The 825-nt window shown below is 65.3% G+C and carries 1 pseudogene; it reads left to right on the plus strand.

The features are described from left to right. Positions 1–825 (plus strand): annotated as a pseudogene (locus AB3X86_RS38290) (IS21 family transposase); the annotation flags it as partial.

Genomic DNA, 825 nt, shown 5'->3' on the forward strand with positions numbered 1-825 from the left:
TCCGCGAGGGCGTCATCACGCCCGACCTGTACGAGCCCGAGATCAACCGGCTCTATGCCGCGATGCTCGAGCACTACGGCGTCGTCGCCGACCCGGCCCGCGTGCGTGATCCGAATCGAAAGGGCACCGTTGAGAATGCAATCCAGCACACGCAGAACACTGCGCTCGCCGGCCGGCGTTTCGAATCGCTCGAGGCCCAGAACGAATTCCTGATGCACTGGGAAGAGAACTGGGCCGCCAAACGTATCCATGGTCGCGCCCGGCGACAGGTCGAAGCGATGTTCCAGGAGGAAAGACCGCACCTGCGGCCGCTGCCTGCGACGGGCTTCCGCTACTTCACCGAGGTCGTGCGCACTGTCTGGGACGATACCACCGTGAGTGTCGATCGCAGCAACTATGCGGCGCGGCCTGCGCGCCCATCGGGAGTCTCGTGTGCGTGCGTATCTACGACACCACGATCGAGATCCGCGATCGTCGCTCGCAGGAGCTGCTGCGCACCCATCCACGCCACACCGAGCCGGGGTCGCTCGAGCTTCCCGAGAACGAGCGGCCATTCAATCCGTCGCGCCAGACGAGCGTCGCGTTAGCCAGCGCCGGCGACATCGGTCCACAAACGAAGGCGCTGTGCCAGCATCTGTTTGACGCCGAAGGTCGCGTTGGCCACCGCGGCATGTGGGGCATCGTCGCGCTGGCGAAGAAGTATCCCGCCTGGCTGGTCGAGCAAGCCTGCGATCACGCCCTGCGTCATCACCTCTATCGATACCGGCAGCTACGCGCCGTCGTCGAGCGGCTGTTCGAACAGGCACTTGAGCGCCTCGACCGGGC

This window comes from Paraburkholderia sp. BR14374, from assembly GCF_040948685.1.
In the GTDB taxonomy this organism is placed as follows: domain Bacteria; phylum Pseudomonadota; class Gammaproteobacteria; order Burkholderiales; family Burkholderiaceae; genus Paraburkholderia; species Paraburkholderia youngii.